Here is a 19,199-nt window from a genome sequence, read left to right as displayed (position 1 = left end):
AAGCCATAACTGCACCTTTTCGTATCGCTATGGCTTAACGAATCAGACTAGATTCCAAAAGAAGAATGATATGGCCATTAGCGATTTGAATACACCTGCGACATCCATGAAACCAACAATAGTCATCACACCAACCATCACTCAATTTTGTCATCAAACTTGGCTGCTCAATGCAAAAGCGGTGTACGTTGAAAGTGACGACAGCAAAACTTACCTGATCACCGACGTGACACCTTTCCACCCAGTGAGCCATATTTGGCCCGATCACCCTGCAGACCGAGGTTTTGTCAGCGTAAATGGTGAACAGTATATTGTTGAAGATTGCCTTGTTGGTGCAATAGAACAATCCACTGGTAAACTTTATATCGCAGCAGATATTCCTGTTAAGCGTGATACGGAAGGGTGGGCGTTTGTGGTTGTTCACCAACTACCTGCATCAGCTTCTATGATTAACATTGGCGATGAAGTCGAGTTGTCGGTTGATAAAGAGCACCAAGCCAGTTTGAGCCGCGGTCATAGTGCCGGACATATTGCTTTCTTAGCCTTGAATAAAGTATTGGCTGAGAGTTACTGGCGTAAAGATGCAGACAGAAAAGATCCACTTGGCAGCTATGACTTCAATAGCTACGCTCAAGTCACTAGCTTCGTTACTCCTGATCTATGTACAGACAAGTACCGCTTGGGTAAAACCTTGAAGAAACGCGGCTTGAACGTTGCAGACATGCTAGCAAACCTTGAAGGTATTGAAGCCGACATCAACCAGATGATTGCGGCCTGGCTTGCAGAGTCGACGTCAGTCGCGATGAGACTGGAAGGTGAGGCGTTAACAGAGTCTCGCTACTGGGAATGGCAGCTAGATGACGAGACTTTAGTTTCTATTCCGTGTGGTGGTACTCACATCAATAATACGTCAGAACTTAAGGCATTATCGGTTAAGTTAACCCAATTAGATGATCAACATATCGAAATGCAGACGTGTGTATCTCGATGATCTCAATTAAAGATCAGAAATAGATTGTTCTAGCTTATCTGTATTTTTATTTTATATTTAGTTTTATATATTACTAAAAATTGAAATGCAGCATATGTAACTTATGCTTTCGGTGTGTGGTGATATAAATATTCTTTTTGGGGTAGATCGCTGATCAAAGTAGATAAAGCAAAAGATCAACCTATGATCTTCGGTGGTGTGTTGTGACAATTTAGTGTGTTAATATTGACCAGTATAGAGGCTTGCATAAGAACAAGCTGTTCCCACCATATAATTGAAAGCTTTAGTGAATGAAACAACAATTTTTATTAGAAGGTCACCGAGCAGTAAACAGTTTGCTTCGAAAGCTTGCCCTTGGGTTGGATCGCAAAGAATTAAATCGCAAGATCATTCAACTCACCGAGCAGATTTTTGGTCAAAGGATGGCCTCTATCTTATTGCTAAACCCCGAATCGAATACATTACATTTAGAATATGCTCCAAACTTGCCTGATTTTTATAACCAGCAGATAGAAGGGGTGGGAGTTGGTGCCGGAATTGGTTCTTGTGGCGAAGCGGCGGCACTTAAGAAAGCTGTCATGGTCTCCAATATTAATGCACACCCGAATTGGACTCCTTTCTTAGCCTTAACCAATCAGGCCAATCTTCATGCATGTTGGTCAGTGCCAATCATCTCTTCACATGGTCACGTATTAGGTACCTTCGCAATTTACAGTCAGTACATCTCTGAACCTCATGAGTTTGAACTTGAGCTCTTAGAGTTATTGGCTTCTCTGTATTCAGTCGCGCTTGAGAAGTATGAGTTAGAGAATCAACTCAACTTTTTTGCCAATCGGGATTCCCTAACACACAGTTTGAATCGCCGAGCATTGCTGAGAGAAGCCGAGCAGGTGTTAACTAACCGCTGTTTTACTGAAAAAGTGATGGCATGCCTGTTTGTTGATGTCGATAAATTTAAGTCAATAAACGATACGTTTGGCCACAGCTTTGGTGATGATGTGTTGTTAGCCGTTGCAAAAGTGCTTGATGAGGCAACGACTGCCTGTGCCAAGATAGGGCGCTATGGGGGCGATGAGTTTGTCGTGTTCTCTTGCTTTGATGATCAAGAAAGTGTGCTGAACTTTTATCGAAGCTTAGAAAGAACCTTGGAACAAGCGCTCTATATCGATGGCACTCAGTTTTCTGTCAGCGTTGGACTTTCTTATGATAAAGATCCTGAGTCATTGGAAGGCTTGATCGCACAAGCTGATAAGAACATGTACCAAATCAAGCAAGCTAAGTCTTAGCAGTAGTAGATTGTAAAAAAAGTAGTGATTTAGGAAATGCTAATGAGTGAAAATATCTGCCCTAAGTGCCAATCAGAGCTAGGTTGGGATGGAAAGTATCACTGTGAAAGTTGTCAGGCACACTTTACTAAGGTTGGGTTTTGTCCTGAGTGCAGCAGCCAACTTGAGAAGCTTCAAGCCTGTGGTGCAGCGAGCTATTTTTGTAATGGTGAGTGTAATGAGCTTAAATCTAAATCGAGAGTAAAGTTCGAATTCCAACCAGCGGAATAGCCTTAAATTATTTGGTTTGAACGACAATCGGTGATGTTATACCAGAGACTCAATACCAAAGTGTTGGGTCTTTTTTGTATCTAATGAACCTAGAGCTCGCTCTTGGCGACTCTTGTTGTCACTTGCGACTCAATCACACCGTCTTCAACTTGAGTGGTGATCACTTCGCCTACTTCGACGTCGTTAATCGATGACACGGTCTTGCTCGATGCTGAATGGGTAATACTGTAGCCACGTTTTAGGGTTGCTAATGGACTTACTGTTTCTAACTTCTCGGCAGCCATGGCTAGTTGGTGGCGAGTAGTTAGTAGTGTTTTATCCATTGCATCCAATAGCTTTTGCTCTGAACGTTGTAGATGCAGTTTCTGTTCACCAAGGCGTTTCACTGGCGAGTTCAGCTGAAGTTGGTGCTGCTTACGTTCAACACGCTGCGCATGCTGCTTTAGGTATTGAGTCATACCACGACGCAAACGCATGTCTAAGTCATCAAGCTGCTGACTCTGCTTTTGCAGTTGGTAGCTCGGGTGTTGTTTCTCTAAGCGGTATTTCAACGTTTGAGTTGATTGCGCTTGTTTGATTAACACATGACGAATCGCACTCACTAAACGAGCACGTTTAGACGCATAAGCTTGCTCTTTATGACTGTTGTCACGGCTAACTAATTCAGCGGCTGCTGATGGCGTTGGAGCACGCATATCTGCGACGAAATCCGCGATAGTGACATCGATTTCATGCCCAACGGCACTGATAATCGGGATCTGGCTTGCTGCAATGGTGCGAGCTACAATCTCGTTATTGAAGCACCATAGATCTTCCAACGAACCGCCACCACGGCCAACGATCAATACATCACACTCATTGCGTTCATTGGCACGCCCAATTGCTTGAGCAATCTGAATCGCCGCGTCTTCGCCCTGAACCATGGTTGGGTAAACCACAACTGGCAATGAAGGATCGCGTCTTTTCAGTACATCGAGAATATCGAAGAGGGCTGCGCCTGTTTTAGAGGTGATAACGCCAACGCACTTAGGATGTTCTGGAAGTATTTGTTTACTGGACTGAGCAAATAAGCCTTCCGCTGCCAAATTCATCTTCAGTTTTTCAAACTCTTGCTGAAGCTTACCGTCACCTTCTGGCTGCATGCTTTCGATGATCAGTTGATAGTCACCACGTGGCTCATAAAGAGAAAGACGAGCTTTGACTAGAACTTGATTACCGTTCTGAGGCTTAAACGTTACACGGCGGTTATTGCCACGAAACATAGCGCACTTAACTTGAGCGCGAGAGTCTTTAAGCGTGAGGTACCAGTGACCAGAGACAGGTGCAGAGAAATTTGAGATTTCACCAACGAGCCAGACTATTCCCATTTCGTTTTCTAATAGGAGACGAACCTCTGAATTGAGGCGAGAAACAGTAAAGATGTTTGGATTGGTCATAGAAGCGCTATCTATCCTTGAAGGAAGGTCTTTCTCTTGGAATCTCACTGGGCGTGAGTATGGAAGATAGCGGCAATATAATACATAGCAAGGGGGTAAATGCAAATTAAAAGTATAAAAATGTGTAGCCAAGCGATTTCGTTGGCCGTATAATCCGTCCGCAATATCTAATCCAAATGCAGTTTGATTTTCCTTAATTGGCTGCCCTCATTAGGCGAAACGATGAGATTGGATTGTTTCTTTTTACTCCTATTATTGTGAGATATTGCAAATGCTAAGAATTGCCAAAGAAGCGCTGACATTCGACGACGTACTGCTAGTGCCAGCACACTCCACCGTTCTCCCTAATACAGCTGATCTTCGCACTCAGCTGACGAAGAATATTTCCCTAAACATCCCAATGATCTCTGCATCGATGGATACTGTGACAGAAGCTCGCCTAGCGATTGCACTGGCACAAGAAGGCGGAATAGGCTTCATTCATAAGAACATGTCTATTGAACAGCAAGCTGAAATGGTTCGCCAGGTTAAAATTTACGAAGCAGGTGTGGTTTCTCACCCTGTTACTGTAAACCCTGACGCGACAATCGCTGATGTTGTAGCTCTTACTCAAAAACACGGCTTCGCCGGTTTCCCTGTTGTTACTGAAACAAACGAACTTGTTGGTATTATTACTGGCCGTGACGTTCGCTTTGTTACTGACCTTTCTAAGAAAGTTGACGTAGTAATGACGCCTAAAGCTCGCCTTGCTTCTGTTAAAGAAGGTGCAACTCGTGAAGAAGTTCAAGAGAAAATGCATGAAGCGCGTGTTGAAAAAGTTCTTGTTGTAAATGATGACTTCCAACTAACTGGAATGATCACTGCGAAAGATTTCCATAAAGCAGAACGTAAACCAAACGCTTGTAAAGATGAGCGCGGCAGCCTACGCGTAGGTGCTGCTGTTGGTGCTGGTGCAGGTAACGAAGAGCGCGTTGCTGCTCTAGTTGAAGCTGGCGTAGACGTTCTACTTATCGACTCTTCACACGGTCACTCTGAAGGCGTACTTAACCGTATCCGCGACACACGCGCAGCATACCCTGATCTACAAATCATCGGTGGTAACGTAGCAACTGGCTCTGGCGCTCGTGCTCTTATTGAAGCGGGTGTTAGTGCGGTTAAAGTAGGTATCGGCCCGGGTTCAATCTGTACAACTCGTATAGTTACTGGTGTTGGTGTTCCTCAAGTAACAGCAATTGCAGACGCAGCTGAAGTAGCAAACGAATACGGTATTCCAGTCATCGCAGATGGCGGCATCCGCTTCTCTGGCGATATCTGTAAAGCTATCGTTGCTGGCGCATCTTGTGTGATGGTTGGTTCAATGTTCGCGGGTACTGAAGAAGCACCGGGTGAAGTTATCCTTTACAACGGTCGTTCTTACAAGTCTTACCGTGGTATGGGTTCTCTTGGGGCTATGTCTCAAGGTTCTTCTGACCGTTACTTCCAATCTGACAACGCTGCAGACAAGCTTGTTCCAGAAGGTATTGAAGGTCGTATCGCATACAAAGGTCGTCTAAAAGAGATCGTTCACCAACAGATGGGCGGTCTACGCTCAAGCATGGGCCTAACAGGTTCTGCAACTGTTGAAGACATGCGTACTAAAGCTGAGTTTGTTCGTATCTCTGGTGCGGGCATGAAAGAATCTCACGTACACGATGTTCAAATCACGAAAGAAGCACCTAACTACCGTTTAGGTTAATAATACGTCCAAACGTTTGAATAATGTGCTGATTTAATCGGCACATTGTTATACCAATCGTAGTAAATAACTGGTCATCCTAGCTTGTTAAAAACCTCGATAACTTCGTTAGAATTTTTGATTGTAGAATAACTACTTATCAGAACTCTTTGTCGGATAGAGCTGCCTTGTTCTCAAGCTTTTTTCCAGCGCTACTACTGAACACTTACTGTGATTGGTATTATATCTACCGCCTGTTTTGTTTAGAGAGTGATTCTCACAAAACATCGCCTTACAGATAATCAACGAAAACGTTTGCTTTATTTCTTGAAGAGTTAATCAGAGGTGAGTAAACTCGCCTCCGTTTTATCACATAGCCAATAAGACTGCTTACAATGACTAAAAATATTCATGACCAACGTATTCTAATTCTGGACTTCGGTTCTCAATACACACAGCTAGTAGCTCGTCGTATTCGTGAGATCGGTGTTTACTGTGAACTTTGGAGCTGGGACGTAGAAGAAGCGGATATTCGTGAATTCAATCCAGACGGCATTATCCTATCTGGTGGCCCTGAAAGTGTAACGGAAGAGAATTCTCCACGTGCACCTCAGTACGTATTTGATTCAGGTGTTCCTGTCTTCGGTATCTGCTACGGCATGCAAACTATGGCTGAGCAACTTGGCGGTAAAGTAGCTACGTCTACTGAGCGTGAGTTCGGCTACGCAGCGGTACAAGTAACGGGTGAATCTGCACTTTTCGCTGACCTTGAAACGACTCAAGATGTTTGGATGAGCCACGGTGATAAAGTGGTTGAAATCCCTGCTGATTTCACAAAAATCGCAGAGACAGACACTTGCCCATACGCAGCAATGGCAAACGAAGATAAGAAATACTACGGTGTTCAATTCCACCCAGAAGTAACGCACACTAAAAACGGCCTGAAAATGCTTGAGAACTTCGTTCTTAACGCGTGTGGTTGTGAAGGTCTGTGGACTTCAGCATCTATCATTGAAGATGCAGTTGCACGAATTAAAGAGCAAGTAGGTGACGATGAAGTTATCCTTGGTCTTTCTGGTGGTGTTGATTCATCAGTAGTAGCAATGCTTGCTCACCGTGCTATCGGCGACAAACTAACATGTGTATTTGTTGATAACGGTCTTCTTCGTTTAAACGAAGGCGAGCAGGTTATGGAGATGTTTGGTGATCAATTCGGCCTAAACATCATTAAAGTTGATGCTGAAGATCGTTTCCTTGACGCTCTGGAAGGCGAAGCTGAACCAGAAGCTAAACGTAAGATCATCGGTCACGTATTCGTAGATATCTTCGATGAAGAGTCTAAGAAACTGAAGAATGCTAAATGGCTTGCTCAGGGTACTATCTACCCAGACGTAATCGAGTCTGCTGCATCTAAGACAGGTAAAGCACACGTAATCAAATCTCACCACAACGTTGGTGGCCTTCCTGATGATATGGAAATGGGCCTTGTTGAGCCTCTACGTGAGTTATTCAAAGATGAAGTACGTAAGATCGGTCTAGAGCTTGGTCTTCCATACAACATGCTTTACCGCCACCCATTCCCGGGTCCAGGTCTAGGTGTTCGTGTACTTGGTGAAGTGAAGAAAGAGTACTGTGACTTACTGCGTCGTGCTGATGCTATCTTCATTGAAGAGCTTCACGCTGCTGACCTTTACCACAAAGTATCTCAAGCATTCACGGTATTCCTACCTGTACGTTCAGTTGGCGTAATGGGCGATGGCCGTAAGTACGATTGGGTTGTATCTCTACGTGCTGTAGAAACTATCGACTTCATGACTGCTCACTGGGCACACCTACCATACGACTTCCTAGGTAAGGTATCTAACCGTATTATCAACGAAGTTAACGGCATTTCACGTGTTGTTTACGATATTTCTGGTAAGCCACCAGCAACTATCGAGTGGGAATAATCTCTTAGAGATTTAACCTGCGTTGATTAAGCTACTATTTGATTAAGCCCTTAAGCCTCGAACTTTGTTCGAGGCTTTTTTTTGAACCAGAGGAAGAATAACTGATAGCGATAAACTAAACCGGTTAGAAACTAGATATTGCCTCAAGAAACAATGAGACACTTTGTTGTGTTGAGCGATACATAAAAGTGTCACTCGCACTTTTTATAAATTCACATGGTAACGACTGGCTCATTTCCCATGCGCCACATACTCTTTGATGGACTTATTAAGGACAGATAAGAGAATCCATCATGTTAAAAATCAAATATTTGGCGACATTAGTTGGCTGCACGTTAGCAGCACACAGTTACGCGTCTTTGAACATTCAACCTGATCCGCAAAACCCGAATGGCTACCTTGTTGAAAAGTCGGCATTACAAGCTGCTGAACAAGCGAAAACATCCGATCCTATGTATGCGATCTGGTCACAAGCATTACAAACTCGTCCCAATAGTATTGTTGAAGCGATTGAGCCGGGTTTAGCCTCGAACCCTGAAAACGTGAAACGAGTGGAGCGTGTATTCCCTCAATCTGAATGGGACTTCCTCACTCAGATGGCGGCGCCAGAATACACATACACCCGTTTCTTACGTGCGATTGGTAAATTCCCAGCCTTTTGTGGAGAGTACACCGATGGTCGTGATTCCGACGCCATCTGTAAAAAATCCATCATCACTGCCTTTGCTCATTTCGCTCAAGAAACTGGCGGACATATAGCAAAAGATAATACTTGGGATAATCCATTAGCATTAGAAGAGTGGCAACAAGCTTTAGTACATGTTCGTGAAATGGGCTGGTCAGAAGGTCAAGAAGGTTACACCACGGGATGCGGCCAGAACGACTGGCAAAATGCACGCTGGCCTTGTGCGGCTGGGCAGGGTTACTTCGGACGTGGTGCTAAACAGCTTTCTTACCATTTTAACTACGGCGCGTTCTCGGAAGTGATGTTTGATGGTGATGCGACGGTTCTATTGAATAATCCGGGCTTGGTTGCTGATTCTTGGTTGAACTTGGCTTCTGCTATCTGGTTCTTCCTTACGCCTCAAGCTCCTAAACCTGCCATGCTGCACGTTATCGACCGCACTTGGACGCCATCTCAACGCGAATTGGATGCGGGCATTGGTTATGGGTTTGGTACCACGATCAATGTGATAAATGGTGGTATTGAATGTGGTGAGCAGAACAAAGATAAAGGCCAACCCGTTAACCGTATTCGTTACTGGGAAGGGCTAGCGGCGCACTATCAAATTCCTGTAGAAGCGGATGAAGCCAATACATGTTGGCAGCAAACCCCTTATGGAAGCCTGAACCTCAATGGTGCAACGGATGTGTTGTACACCAACTGGGATGGAAACTGGAAATACTACGCAGACCGCCCAGAAGGCTACTCATTTGAATGTGAGTTGGTTGGTTTCCAAACTGCTTATTCCGCATTGGTGGCCGGAGATTACGAGAAGTGTGTGACCAATTTTTATGGATCACATGCGAGCTGGCCTGAAGTGAAAGTGGTCGATAAGCTTGAACCGGTCGACCCAGGTACTAACCCCGGTGGTAATGGTTGGAATGCGAGTAAAGTTTACAACGCTGGCGACCAAGTCACTCACAACGGCACGACTTACCAAGCCAAATGGTGGACTCAAGGCGATGATCCTGCCAATGGTGGTCCTTGGAAATTAGTGGCGGGTGAGCCAACACCACCTGTAGTGACTAATCCAGCACCAGTCGAACCTACGCCAGTTGATCCTGCTCCGGTAGACCCAATACCGGTTGAACCACCTGTGACTGAGCCTGATCCAGCAGTATTTATCACATGGCAAGCGGGTGTTAGCCAAGTGAGCAATGGCGACAAGGTGACACATAATGGCAAGTGTTTCATTGCAAAAAATGGCCCCGGTATATGGGAAAGCCCAGTTCAATCGAATTGGTTTTGGGATGAAATTAGCTGTAAGTAACTAGATTGACTCTTTGCTTAACAAGCCGAGCGCAACAGCCTCGGCTTCTTTGTTATTCTTGGTATTCTTTCCCCTCATCTGCGGTTTGCTACAGCGAAGTGCGAGCGTAGTTGGGGCCACCTGAGGTCAGATGGTGCTGAATAATGTCGGAATAGGTTCCAGATATCTCGCCCTTCAGTTTTGGAATGACGATTCAATGAACAAATACGGGATGCGAGTAAACGAGTAACGAAAAGCTCGCTCGTTATCTATCTATTTATTGTTCTTCATTTGATACCTCACATCTCACTTACTTCAATCTCAACACGCTCTTCGTGTTCCGCATCTCGTATCTACGTAAACTTCGTCATTCCCTACAGTGAGGAACGAACGCGATAGGGAATCTGTTTATTGATAGTTTCGGTGAATTGAATAGGTTCGTTATGAAACTGATTTTCCATAAGATCATTTGTACAATCTTAGTTTTCGATAACTGGATTACCTAGTTGTACGGTTTATAGATTAAAATTTTCTGATAATTTTTATCGTTTTTTTTTAATCAACCACTTTAATAAGGTAAATTCGCAATGTCGACCAAACTAGCTAACCCAGCGCCACTAGGCTTAATGGGTTTCGGTATGACCACTATTCTTCTTAATATCCACAACGCAGGTTTCTTCCCAATCGATTCTATGATTCTTGCGATGGGTATTTTTTACGGTGGTTTGAGCCAAGTTATCGTGGGCACAATGTGTTTCAAACGTGGTGACACGTTCGGCACAACTGCGTTTACTTCTTACGGCCTATTCTGGTTGTCTTTGGTTGGTTTAATCGTGATGCCTTACATGGGCCTACCTGCAAGCCCTGCTGCATTCATGGGTTGGTACCTACTACTATGGGGCATCTTTACAGGCTTCATGTTCATCGGTTCTCTATGCTACCCAGTAGCGAAACAAGTAGTATTCGGTTCACTTACTATTTTGTTCTTCCTACTAGCCGCTCGTGATTTCACTGGCAGCGAACTGATCGGTACTATCGCTGGTTTTGAAGGTATCTTCTGTGGTGCGTCAGCTATCTACTTTGCAATGGCACAAGTAATCAACAACGAATATGGCCGCACAGTACTGCCAATCGGTGAGAAAAAAGCGCCTCAAATGACGGCTCAAGAGATTGCTGCTTAACGCTCTAGCTTGGGAACAGTTAGTTTGTTATAAGCCGTGAGTTCGTTATAAGTAATGAGCTCGTTATAAACTGCGATTTTTATGAACAAAACAAAAGGGGTTAGCCGAAATGGCTAACCCCTTTTTTATGCGTTATTAATAGCGCGAGTTAAAGCGATCTATTTGCTAAGGCAAGCTTAAGCTGAAGGTTGCTCTACAGGTTTAGTGTCTGCAGCTTCTGCTTCAGGAGACTTGCCTGTTTTACGCTTGTACTTCTCTTCCCAGTAAGTTGCACCTTTAATGCCTAGTTTTACAGGGTTGAATGTGTACTCAGTCACACCTTGTTTCTGCTGTTCTTCGTAGTCTGCAAGAGCTTTAAGCGCAGGCTTAGACATGAAGAAGATGATCAGAATACCAACGATGTTTAACCATGCCATCAAGCCAACACCCACATCACCCATTGCCCATGCAAGGTTTGCTGTTTTAACTGTGCCATAGAAAACGGCACTAATAAGAACAAGCTTAAGTACGAACATCATGCCAGGGATCTTGATGGTACGACGTAGGTAAGCAATATTCGTTTCTGCGATGTAGTAGTAAGCAAGAATAGTTGTAAATGCGAAGAAGAACAGAGCAAATGCGATGAACGGCTTACCAATGCCTGGCAGTGCACTTTCAATAGCAAGCTGTGTAAATACAGGACCATTCGCACCGATGTTTGCTGCTAGGTTCTGAACAAGGAATACACCTTCAGCGCCGCCGTGAACGTTGTAAGCACCAGTGATGATGATCATGAACGCTGTAGCAGAACATACTAGAAGAGTATCAATGTAGATAGAGAACGCTTGAACCAAACCTTGCTGAGCTGGGTGATCAACACTTGCCGCAGCTGCCGCGTGAGGACCAGTACCTTGACCTGCTTCGTTTGAGTAAACACCACGTTTAACACCCCAACCGATTGCAGCACCAAAGCCTGCCATAGGAGTGAATGCATCCCCCAGAATCATTCCGAAAACAACAGGAACTTGGCTGATGTTTAGTAGGATGATAACGAATGCGATGATGATGTAAGCCAACGCCATGAATGGAACGACAATTTGTGTGAAGTTCGCGATACGTTTAACACCACCAAAGATGATGAAAGCAAGGATGATAGCAACAACAGTACCAGTGAAAATTTTAGCGAAACTGAATGTACCGATAGCTGTTTCAATCATATCACCTGAGCCAAACGCAGCTTCTACAGCATTACCTATACTGTTTGACTGAACACCTGGAAGCAAAATACCACATGCAAAAATAGTTGAGATAGCGAAGATCCATGCGTACCACTTCTGGCCCATCGCTTTTTCAATGTAGTAAGCCGGACCACCACGGAACTGGCCTTCATCTTCTTCTTTATAGATTTGCGCTAGCGTAGATTCTGCGTAAGCAGTCGCGGCGCCAAAGAAGGCCACAACCCACATCCAGAATACTGCACCCGGACCACCGAAACCGATAGCGGCAGCAACACCAGCAATGTTACCTGTACCTACACGGCCAGATAGCGAAACGGCAAGAGCTTGGAAAGACGAGATGCCTTTTGATGAGCTTTTACCCGAAAGTAGCAAGCGCCACATTTCAAAGAAGTGACGGATTTGAACAAATCGAGTCATGATGGAGTAGAACAAACCTGCACCTAAACATAGGTAGATAAGTACTGGGCTCCAGATTATTCCATTCAAAAAATCAACGAATGACTGCATGAGTATTTTCCCTGTTAGTTTTGCTTATGATTGTTTTTCGAACAACACAATACTTCACTTGTAACCCGAGTGTTAAATTATTTAACTGCGCATTAGGATTACTGTGACATAAAGCAAGTTATAGAGGGTGTTTGTTAATGCTTAGTGCTAATTCGATAATCGTTCCATTTAACTCGTTATGCAACTGGTTTTTATTTGTAGTGTTTTGCAAAATGAATAAATAGTGATTAATACAAAACGGAAGATTTGAGGTGCGCATAGGAAGCGAAATTGAAAAAAAGCAGTGACCAAAGCCGCTTAGCATAAACGGCTGATAGAGGCGTGGTGGGATAGAGGGAGTTGGAACATATAACCTGCATTGTGTGAACAAATAGGTCTAAGAGGCGGTTTTTTTTTGAAGGTTCGATAATCAAGGCTTTAATATTTACCTAGTGAAAGCTGCTAATTTGATGCCTGTTTCAAACAACCACGAACCCTCGCGCCTGTAATTCTTGAGCGAACTCCGACTGAGTATTTGGCTCGCCGTGAATCAAATGCACTTCTCTTGGTGGAACTGAAATTCCTGCTATAAATCGGTTGAGATCCTCTTTATCGGCATGAGCCGAGTAGCCAGACATACCATGAATTTGAGCATTAACCTCAACGTCTTTGTTATCAATGAAAACCTGTGTTTTACCTTGTTGCAACTCGCGCCCGAGCGTTCCGTGTGCTTGATAGCCCGCTAAAATCACATCCGTCCGTTTATCGGGAAGCAAAGCGGATAAGTAGTTCATTATCCTGCCGCCCTGACACATTCCAGAAGCTGCGACCACAATTGCGGGTTCACCTGTCGACTTAAGGCGATTAACGATTTTCTTGTGCATTCTATGCCCATCAACCGTAATGCATTGTTCGAAAGCGAGTGGGTGACGTTTCAGTTCAAGACGTTGCTTTGCTTCTTGCCCCCATAACTCTTTAAAGCGTCGGTAGGATCGCGTCACCTTTTCTGCCATAGGCGAATCGAGGATGATAGGAATATCGCTGCTGAGTTGATGCTCAAAGATCAGCTGTTCGATATCAAATAGCAGTTCCTGTGTTCGACCGATGCTAAAAGCCGGAATTAGAATAACGCCGCCATCAAGTAACGAACGATCAATGATTGCTTTGAGGCGTTCAGAGCGTGAAGCAATATCGTCGTGCGTGCTAGTGCCGTAAGTCGACTCAATAAACAGATAGTCGGCTTGTTGTGGTGGTTTAGGATCCGGCAGCAGTGGCGTGTTACTAGGGCCCAAGTCGCCTGAAAAGACCACTACCTCTTGGTTGGGTAACTTAATCTCTATATAGGCCGAACCTAAGATATGCCCTGCAGGTTGAAAGCGAGCATACAGAGTATTTGGCCTATGATGATCCTTTCCGTCGTTTTGCTGTTTAGAGACAATTGGAAACCATTCCCCATAAGGCTTAGGAGCAATCAACGAATGAATTTTTTTAAGGATGAGTTTGGATTGTTTATGACTGAGCCCTTGCAGTTTTAAGCCGTCTTCAATCATTAAAGGGGCGAGTTCAGCTGTCGCCTGAGTACAATAAATTGGTTGGTTAAAGCCACAGGCGAGTAACCAAGGTAATCGTCCGATATGATCAATGTGAGTGTGGGTCAGCAGCAGAGCGTTAAGGTGGGACGTTTCAAATTCAATATCAAGAGGGCGTGCATCTTCACCTTGAAGCTTTTTACCTTGAAGATCTAAACCTTGGGACTCTTTACCTTGAAAAAGGCCACAATCGATGAGCACCGCTTGGCCTGAATCTCTTAATTCGTGACAAGATCCTGTAACGGTATGTTTGCCGCCATGGTGAATCACTTCCATCGTTTACTCCCATTGCTCTATAAAGCCATTAACGCCTGTTTTTATTTTGCGGATAAGCACCAGCAAGTAAAACAAGAACAATGAGAGTTGCGATCGTTGAGTGCCTTTTTAAGTAACTGAGCAATGACTCTGTGGGTTCGTTGCGAGTTAGTTCTTGTTCCTTCTGTAACTACCTTGTTAGCGCGCGGAAGAACCGTCTGAATCCAGTTCTGGATTTTGTTGCGCCTCTAAACGAGCTACTTCGGCATCAAGCTCTGCTATTTTTTCTGCCATGATTGCGTGACAGTGATTGGCCAGCTCTCTCGCATTGTTGAGCTTGTATCCAGACACATCGATAGGCTCAAGCATTTCGGTGATCACAATGCCATTATTAACTCGGTTGAGGTCAATCTTATTGTGTGTGGTGCTGGTACACATCGGGGTGATAGGCACGCCGGCTTCAATCGCAATTCGGAAAGCGCCCGTTTTGAATGGTAGTAGTCCACGCCCTTTACTGCGCGTTCCTTCAGGATAAACCCAAACAGACAGATCTCTCTGATTAATTGCTTCCGCCACTTGCTTGATGGTATCTCGTGCTTTGGACTTATCTTCGCGGTTAATCATGATGTTACCGGTGATCCAATACAGCAGCCCAAAGAAAGGCACATACAACAAATCGCGCTTGCCTAAAGAAACTGTACGAGGCCTTAGCATCCCAGGGTCAGTCACAAAGTCTAATATGCTTTGGTGGTTAGAGATATAGACGCTTTTTTCTGACGTCGGCGCATTCTCTAGGCCGCGCTGCACCAGTTTTACACCGACGATCTTTTGTAGTTGATTGAACCAACGGCAGAAAACGTACACATGCTTAGGGTTCTTGGGGCTAAACAAGCAGTAAACAAAAGCACATAGAGTGGTGAAAATAATAAACACCGTAGCCAAAATAATACGAAGAACAGCAAGCACAATTCACTCCTTACTCACCGCAAGATTGCAGTGATTAAATAGTTTTAGATGCTTGAAGTTTTCACTCTATTTAACCGAATTGCAACAATTAACTGTTGTAGGGTGTGATTTTTAGATCTTTATATAAAACAAGGACTAACAATGGGTGTTTGATACGGTTATCGAGCTTACACGTGTTCACCAGTAATGGTTAATGATCACCAATATTGTTTATTTGGGTCCAATTTTTCTACCCATTCCAGGTCTTGTCGTGACTCTAAGTAGAGCTGTAGGCCGTTATAAGACATGAAAGCTGCTGGGCCACCAAGATGCTCGAAATAGTCAAAATAATCATCTTCGAGCGCGCAAAGGTGAGCTAAATCTTTAACGTTATTCATCATTGCCCATTGAATTGCGAACACTGGAGCCGTCGAACCTGAAATGCTGACCTCTTCGACATTTGGGTTGAACAGTGAATTGGCTTGCTCAAGCTGTATCTCTTCTTGCTCAGACTCTTGCTGTAACACCTCTTCGATGATCTCTGAGCGTTTGGTATTAGAGACATTCTTGTTCAGCTTCGCGATTCGAAGCGCGTAGCTAAAACGGTCTGTTGAAACGATATCGACAAGTTGCGATAGCAGTTCTTTGTCTACGCCCGCAGCCTTGGTGAAATAGTCGATACATGAATTGATTGATGCGTAACGAGTACCGTCAAACTCAAAGCCACTGGTTTCGTCGTATACCTCAAGTGGGATGTCATCAACCGACAAAGGCCAGCCTTTATAATCGACTCGTTGTTTGGCTATTTGATACATCTTCCAAGCACTACGCCCAAACCCGCCGAGCGTCGAGCCCGAGAAATCAGAATCAATAAGCTCTTGCTCCGTCCAGTTCTCACCAATACCTAAGTGCTTTGCGTATTTATCGATGAGTGCGTGTTTTATCTGATCGCGCACAGCCCAAATCGAAGTTAGATCTTTTGCATACCTAACACTCGCGCACTCCTTACAAGCTGGCAGTGCAATCGGTGAATAGTCTATCTTGGCAATAGCTTGTGCAGTCTTAGGGAATTCAACAACATCATTGGAAGGTTCACCACAAAACCAACAGGTGTGGCGCAGGTTGAACGGGGTATCTATGTGTGAGTATGTGGTCATTAGTCTTTTATCGGCTGGGTGCTTGAGCTTGGTTTAATTATCAAAACAATTATCCCTGTTCAGACTTGTCCTTGCACGTTGTTATTGGATGCTCTGACTATATTTAACCAACGACAATAATAAAATCAACGCAATTCGGAGGCTGTGTATGTTGTTTATTCTCGTTTTGCTCTGCATCTTTCTGGTCGGATATCTCGCCCAAACTACCGGCCTTTGTATGGTTCGGGGCGTTAAAGAGGCGACAAGCGGGTCACCAATGCTGATTGTCGCGATTGTGTTTAGTGGCTCATTGGCTTGGGTGTTTATGGCATTAGGATCGGCAGTGGAAGGACGAGCGTTATCTTCTGCGTTTTGGCCGAGCCTGTTTTCCCTGTTTGGTGGTTTTCTGTTTGGTATTGGAGCGGCAATTAATAGTGGTTGCGGGGTATCTACCGTAAGCCGCTTAGCTCGTGGTGAACTGGTTATGCTGGCGACCATATTAGGGTGGTTCGTTGCTTGGTTGGTGTTTGCTCCAGTTTTGCCTTCGGAGTTGAAAGGATCTAGGTTAGTACTGTCTGACTTTTCCAGATACATATTTCTTGGAAGTATCTCGCTCACAATTGTGGTGAGTTGCTACTTCATGAATGCGGTAAATCGCAAGTTATGGTTCTCAATGTTGGGGATTGGGTTAATGGCAGGCTTTGTTTTCTTGTATGAGCCACACTGGACGCCAAGTGGGTTGTTGAAATCTATGGGGACTTCACTTTGGCACGGAAGATCTGAAGATTGGCCAAGCAGCGAGCGTTTTATATTGATGATCTCACTGTTAGTTGGAATGGTTAGCGCCGCGTTATTTACTGGGTCGTTTTCTTTGAGGTTGAGCTCTATACGTCGATTGGGCAAACACTTAGTTGCTGGTGTACTTATGGGCTTTGGAGCCGTAATGGCTGGTGGCGGGAACGATACTCAGCTGTTAGTGGCGATGCCAGTGCTGTCGTTGGCGGGTGTTTTTTCTGTGTTGAGTATCATTGTGGGTATATATACCGGAGTTAAGTTGATTCAAAGCCGATAGTTAGCGACAGTACGTAAATTACATGGGCACGTAATTTGAGAACACAATGAAATACATCGGAATTGATGGCTGTAAGGCCGGTTGGATCGCTTGGATTGTCTCTGGCAATAAGATACCTACGTTTAAAGTGGTAAACACCCTCGATGAGTTGGTTGATGAATTTGCAGGTTCGACGACGTTAATAGATATGCCGATTGGTTTTAGCGATTCACAGACTCCGGATAGATTATGCGATAAAGCGGCAAGACGTTTTCTTACCAGTAAGCGTGGCTCTTCCGTTTTTCCTGTTCCGTGTCGTGAGGCGGTTTACCAAACCGATTACATTACGGCGTGTAATGCCAATGTGGGGAAGCTTGATAAGAAGTTTGCTAAGCAGACCTGGGGAATTGTGCCCAAGATCCGCGAGCTTGATGAGCTCATTGAAACTCATCCCAATCTTTCTATCAGGGAATCACATCCTGAGGTGGTGTTTGCAGCATTGAAAGACGAACCGCTGACGTTTTCCAAACGAACACAAGAAGGCAAAGAGGAACGACTTTCTATTATTCAGCAACTTGCCCCTCAATGGTGTGACGGCTTGTCGTTGGCCATTTCAAATACCAAGCGAAAAGACGTCGCGATAGATGATATTTACGATGCTTTCGTGCTGATGTTGATTGCCTATTGCGCTCCGCAATTATCGACCTTACCTGAGCCTTCTAATGTTGATGGAGAAGCGGATGTCGACCAGAACGGACGAGTTCGAGAGATTGTCTATTGGAATAAAACACGCTAACAAATCGAGCGCTCAACTTGGCTTAATATGCTATTTTCCAACTTCTGCTACTTTTCACTCTTACTATTTTTGAGTCTTTGATATGAAACGTTTTATTGTCGGCTGGCTGGCCACTGTGCTCAGTGTTGCGAGTTATGCCCAAGTTGCCCCTATATCTCAATGGCAATGCGACATGATGAAAAAGAACAATGTTTTGAGTAGTGGTGCGCCTGTTGGTTGTGAGCGACTATCTAAGGTGGATTTCGATTTCATTAATTTCAAAGGGGAAATGCAACAGGGCAATATGATTGTGCTTGATGTTATTGCGCCTGCTGTTGAACAAATCTTTTCAGAGCTTAAACAGCGCAATTTCCCTCTTCATTCCGCTCGCCTAATGCGTGAATTCAGAGGTGACGATAACGCCTCTATGGATGCGAACAACAGCAGCGCGTTTAATGCTCGTCCTATTACAGGCGGGGGAGGTTGGTCGAAACATGCCTATGGTGTGGCAATCGACATCAACCCAGTTCAAAACCCTTTCTTAGAGTTCGATAGCAACGGACGAATCACGGTAAAGCCTTCACAATCTGCGACTCGCTATGTGAATCGTACTCGTTTTCGCGCGCGTGATGAAATTGAACGCAGTGGCATGGCAGAAGATGTGGTTGAGCTGTTTGCCCATCACGGATTTATGATCTGGGGAGGGGATTGGAACAGCCCAATCGATACTCAGCATTTTGAGGTCGGCTCAAAAAAATTCGTTAACCAACTGCTTTCTAAACCGCAATCTGAAGCTAAAGTGCTATTTGAGCGTTACATCGAATCTTATCGCCAATGTTTTAATAAGAATAATAGTTATTCAAAAAATAAAGGTGAGGATGCAGAAAAAGCTCGAGCTATCTGTGCAAAGAAAACAGTCGGGACTTTTTAGTGCTATGTTTATCT

At 44.4% G+C, this 19,199-nt stretch carries 15 protein-coding genes; 10 read left to right on the top strand and 5 right to left on the bottom strand.

All coding sequences use genetic code 11. The features are described from left to right. Positions 1-70 precede the first annotated feature (70 nt). The 3 genes from K08M4_RS11820 (at position 71) to K08M4_RS11810 (ending at position 2,547) form a co-directional block, all read left to right on the top strand. Complete coding sequence (locus K08M4_RS11820; RefSeq protein ID WP_086049993.1) at positions 71-991, top strand: metal-dependent hydrolase; 921 nt, start codon at positions 71-73, stop codon at positions 989-991. 290 nt (positions 992-1,281) lie between these two features. After that, the gene (locus K08M4_RS11815; RefSeq protein ID WP_086049992.1) at positions 1,282-2,277 is read left to right on the top strand and encodes a sensor domain-containing diguanylate cyclase; all 996 of its coding nucleotides are present in this window, start codon (positions 1,282-1,284) and stop codon (positions 2,275-2,277) included. A gap of 42 nt (positions 2,278-2,319) precedes the next feature. Further along, the gene (locus tag K08M4_RS11810; protein ID WP_017099592.1) at positions 2,320-2,547 is read left to right on the top strand and encodes a zinc ribbon domain-containing protein; all 228 of its coding nucleotides are present in this window, start codon (positions 2,320-2,322) and stop codon (positions 2,545-2,547) included. 89 nt (positions 2,548-2,636) lie between these two features. On the opposite strand, the gene xseA is transcribed toward K08M4_RS11810, so the two are convergent. After that, complete coding sequence (gene xseA / locus K08M4_RS11805; RefSeq protein WP_086049991.1) at positions 2,637-3,983, bottom strand: exodeoxyribonuclease VII large subunit; 1,347 nt, start codon at positions 3,981-3,983, stop codon at positions 2,637-2,639. A gap of 271 nt (positions 3,984-4,254) precedes the next feature. On the opposite strand from xseA, the gene guaB reads away from it, so the two are divergent. The 4 genes from guaB to K08M4_RS11785 all read left to right on the top strand — a co-directional run bounded on the left by guaB (position 4,255) and on the right by K08M4_RS11785 (position 10,800). Then, entirely contained in the window at positions 4,255-5,718 is a 1,464-nt protein-coding gene (gene guaB, locus K08M4_RS11800) for an IMP dehydrogenase (RefSeq protein ID WP_086049990.1), read from the top strand. 374 nt (positions 5,719-6,092) lie between these two features. Continuing rightward, positions 6,093-7,646, top strand: a complete 1,554-nt coding sequence (guaA, locus tag K08M4_RS11795) for a glutamine-hydrolyzing GMP synthase (protein WP_086049989.1) — start codon at positions 6,093-6,095, stop codon at positions 7,644-7,646. 293 nt (positions 7,647-7,939) lie between these two features. Then, positions 7,940-9,640 (top strand): chitinase, encoded by a 1,701-nt coding sequence (locus tag K08M4_RS11790; protein ID WP_086049988.1) that lies wholly within the window; start codon positions 7,940-7,942, stop codon positions 9,638-9,640. Positions 9,641-10,206: 566 nt separating this feature from the next. Further along, a complete protein-coding gene (locus tag K08M4_RS11785; RefSeq protein WP_009848306.1) occupies positions 10,207-10,800 on the top strand; it encodes an acetate uptake transporter in 594 nt (197 codons plus the stop codon). Between the two features lie 176 nt (positions 10,801-10,976). Here the strand turns inward: K08M4_RS11785 and K08M4_RS11780 are convergent, their stop codons facing one another. The 4 genes from K08M4_RS11780 to K08M4_RS11765 form a co-directional block, all read right to left on the bottom strand. Then, positions 10,977-12,524: an alanine/glycine:cation symporter family protein gene (locus tag K08M4_RS11780; RefSeq protein WP_086049987.1), complete on the bottom strand. Its 1,548-nt coding sequence runs from the start codon at positions 12,522-12,524 to the stop codon at positions 10,977-10,979. 458 nt (positions 12,525-12,982) lie between these two features. Further along, on the bottom strand, positions 12,983-14,368 hold the full coding sequence (locus K08M4_RS11775) for an MBL fold metallo-hydrolase (protein ID WP_086049986.1): 1,386 nt from the start codon (positions 14,366-14,368) through the stop codon (positions 12,983-12,985). Positions 14,369-14,545: 177 nt separating this feature from the next. After that, positions 14,546-15,313, bottom strand: coding sequence for a 1-acylglycerol-3-phosphate O-acyltransferase (locus tag K08M4_RS11770; RefSeq protein ID WP_086049985.1), 768 nt, complete (start codon positions 15,311-15,313; stop codon positions 14,546-14,548). A gap of 197 nt (positions 15,314-15,510) precedes the next feature. Further along, positions 15,511-16,449 (bottom strand): hypothetical protein, encoded by a 939-nt coding sequence (locus K08M4_RS11765; RefSeq protein WP_086049984.1) that lies wholly within the window; start codon positions 16,447-16,449, stop codon positions 15,511-15,513. Between the two features lie 217 nt (positions 16,450-16,666). On the opposite strand from K08M4_RS11765, the gene K08M4_RS11760 reads away from it, so the two are divergent. The 3 genes from K08M4_RS11760 to K08M4_RS11750 all read left to right on the top strand — a co-directional run bounded on the left by K08M4_RS11760 (position 16,667) and on the right by K08M4_RS11750 (position 19,185). Continuing rightward, entirely contained in the window at positions 16,667-17,500 is an 834-nt protein-coding gene (locus K08M4_RS11760; protein WP_435532564.1) for a YeeE/YedE thiosulfate transporter family protein, read from the top strand. A gap of 46 nt (positions 17,501-17,546) precedes the next feature. Continuing rightward, a complete protein-coding gene (locus tag K08M4_RS11755) occupies positions 17,547-18,275 on the top strand; it encodes a DUF429 domain-containing protein (RefSeq protein ID WP_086049982.1) in 729 nt (242 codons plus the stop codon). 82 nt (positions 18,276-18,357) lie between these two features. Continuing rightward, complete coding sequence (locus tag K08M4_RS11750) at positions 18,358-19,185, top strand: M15 family metallopeptidase (RefSeq protein ID WP_086049981.1); 828 nt, start codon at positions 18,358-18,360, stop codon at positions 19,183-19,185. Positions 19,186-19,199 lie beyond the last annotated feature (14 nt).

It is taken from the genome of Vibrio syngnathi, assembly GCF_002119525.1.
Taxonomy (GTDB): Bacteria; Pseudomonadota; Gammaproteobacteria; order Enterobacterales; family Vibrionaceae; genus Vibrio; species Vibrio syngnathi.
This window is presented reverse-complemented; position numbering and strand designations above follow the sequence as displayed.